Genomic DNA, 2,360 nt, shown 5'->3' on the forward strand with positions numbered 1-2,360 from the left:
TCGTAACCTTCGGCGATCAAATCCACCCGTCGCGGCGATAAATCCAATGCCAAAACCACCTCGGGATAACGTTCCCCAAATTCGGCTAGGAGCGGCGCCAAGGCCAGAGCGGCGAAATCGCTGGGCACCGACAGGCGCAGCCAGCCGGACGGCGTTATTTGCCGGTGCGCGGCCCAAGCCGCCGCCGCGCTGGTTTCGGCGCCGATTTGCCGGCCATGCTCCAACAATCGCTCGCCCAGCTCGGTCAGAGTCAGTTTTCGGGTCGTGCGTTGCAACAAACGCTCGCCCAGACGTTGCTCCAACAACGCAATACGCCTGGACAGCGACGACTTGGGCAACCCCGCCGATTCGGCGGCCCTGGAAAAGCTGCCGCAATCGGCCACCTTGGCGAACAGCCACAAATCGTTCGGCTCGATACCGGCGTATTGTTGCTCTAGTGGAATAATGTTATCCATTTGACGGCCTTATCGTTTTTATTGTCCCGAATTATAGTAAACCCATCCACTGACTTTTGGGAGACAAACGATGAACCTTCTGCAAATCAACACCAGCATACGCGGCGAACAAAGCCACTCCAGCCATTTGGCGAATTTATTGGCCGATAAACTGCAAGCCGCCTATCCGGAATCCAGTTTGACCAAACGCGACTTGGCGCAATCGGCGCCGCCGCTGTTGGACGGCGCGGCCCTTGGCGCGCTGTTTACGCCAGCCGATCAGCGCAATACCGAACAACGGGCCTTGGCGGAACGTTTCGACGTCTTGATCGACGAAATCCAACAGGCCGACCACATCGTGCTGGGCGTTCCGATGTACAACTTTGGGATACCCGCGCAGCTCAAAGCCTGGTTCGATGCCATTGCCCGCGCCGGCCTGACCTTTCGTTACACCGAGTCCGGGCCGGAAGGTTTATTGGGCGGCAAAAAGGTCTATTTGGCCTTGACCTACGGCGGGCAGCACAGCGGCACGGGCTTGGATACGATGACGCCCTACCTGCAAACCATGCTGGGATTTTTAGGTATGACCGATCTGACCTTCATCCATGCCGAAGGCCTGGCACGTAGCGGCGATGTCGCGGAACTGGCCTTGCGGCAAGCCGAGCTGGAAATTGCCGCACTGGAAATTTGAACGGCAACTCCTCACCCACCCGGCGACACGTCCGCACCGTGTCGCCTCCTTTGGAGATCAAGCGATGAACCCGACAGTAGCTTCGACCGTAAATCACTCCCGGACTATCGAACAAATAGTGACCGGGCTTAAAACCTCCGACGGCGCCGGCGTGCAACTGACGCGGCTGATACCGCCCGGTTTGCAGAAACGGCTGGACCCGTTTCTGTTGCTGGACGCCTTCGGCAGCGACAAGCCCGGCGACTATGTCGCCGGCTTTCCCAATCACCCGCATCGCGGCTTCGAAACCCTGACCTATTAGTTGGCCGGCCGGATGCGGCATAGCGACAACGCCGGCCACTCAGGGGTGTTGGAAACCGGCGGAATTCAATGGATGACCGCCGGACGCGGCATTATTCATTCGGAAATGCCGGAGCAGGCGGACGGATTATTGGCGGGCTTTCAGCTGTGGATTAACCTGCCGGCCGCGAGCAAAATGCAGCCGCCCGATTACCGCGACGTGCAAAGCCCGGCGATTCCGGAATTCGCGCTGCCGAACGGCGGCCAAGTCCGCGTGATTGCCGGCGACAGCCACGGCGTGGCCGGCGCGATCCAGCGGCCGGTCACCGAACCGCTGTTTCTGGACCTGCGCTTGCCGGCCGGCGGCGAATTCAGCCAAGCGCTGCCGCCGGACTGCAATGCCTTCGTCTACGTTGATCGGGGCGAGCTGGCGATCGGCGGGCGCAAGGTCGCGGCCCGGCAGTTGGCGGTGTTAAACAACAGCCGGAATTGCGACGGCGCGGTGCTAAGCGCCAAGCAAGACAGCCAGGCCATCCTGGTCGCCGGCCGGCCGCTGCGCGAACCGATCGTGCAGCGCGGCCCGTTCGTGATGAACAGCGAGACCGAGATTTTGCAAGCGATCGACGACTACCACAACGGCCGCCTGTAGCCGGCGTTCGACCGGGCCGTAGCCCGGTCGCGCCTGGGTCAGCGAAGCTCCCCTGCCAAGTTCTTCAGGTCTTCGCCGACCCGCTGCAAATTTTTCTGAAACTCGACGTGGTGCGGCGCGTCGCGCACCAGCGCTCGCCACAGCGCTTCGGCTTGACGGAAATAGTCGATGGCGGCGGCGTTATCGCGCAAATGCGTGCGATTGAAATCCGCTAATTTCCAATAACTGATTGCCAAGCCGTTTTTGAAGCCGACATTGCTCGGGTAGGCCGTATACAGTTGTTCAAACAATTCGGTTTCTTTTTCGT

At 60.3% G+C, this 2,360-nt stretch carries 4 protein-coding genes and 1 pseudogene; 3 read left to right on the forward strand and 2 right to left on the reverse strand.

The window, feature by feature from the left end:
- A partial coding sequence (locus tag AC3B8H_RS20420) for a LysR family transcriptional regulator (protein WP_488443356.1) occupies positions 1–455 on the reverse strand: 455 nt, incomplete at its 3' end.
- Between the two features lie 70 nt (positions 456–525).
- Here AC3B8H_RS20420 and AC3B8H_RS20425 point away from each other — a divergent pair.
- The 3 genes and pseudogenes from AC3B8H_RS20425 to AC3B8H_RS20435 all read left to right on the forward strand — a co-directional run bounded on the left by AC3B8H_RS20425 (position 526) and on the right by AC3B8H_RS20435 (position 2,053).
- A complete protein-coding gene (locus AC3B8H_RS20425) occupies positions 526–1,125 on the forward strand; it encodes an FMN-dependent NADH-azoreductase (RefSeq protein WP_488443357.1) in 600 nt (199 codons plus the stop codon).
- A gap of 64 nt (positions 1,126–1,189) precedes the next feature.
- Positions 1,190–1,567: pseudogene (locus AC3B8H_RS20430) on the forward strand (pirin family protein); the annotation flags it as partial.
- Positions 1,568–1,600: 33 nt separating this feature from the next.
- Positions 1,601–2,053, forward strand: a complete 453-nt coding sequence (locus tag AC3B8H_RS20435; protein ID WP_488443359.1) for a pirin family protein — start codon at positions 1,601–1,603, stop codon at positions 2,051–2,053.
- Between the two features lie 38 nt (positions 2,054–2,091).
- Here the strand turns inward: AC3B8H_RS20435 and AC3B8H_RS20440 are convergent.
- The coding region (locus AC3B8H_RS20440; protein ID WP_488443358.1) for a hypothetical protein at positions 2,092–2,360 on the reverse strand (269 nt) is incomplete at its 5' end.

Source organism: Methylomonas sp. BG-2, from assembly GCF_057766305.1.

Coding starts and splice junctions, on each gene's coding strand:
- AC3B8H_RS20435 (WP_488443359.1), top strand. CDS start 1,601: ATGCAGCCGCCCGATTACCGCGACGTGCAAAGCCCGGCGATTCCGGAA.
- AC3B8H_RS20425 (WP_488443357.1), top strand. CDS start 526: ATGAACCTTCTGCAAATCAACACCAGCATACGCGGCGAACAAAGCCAC.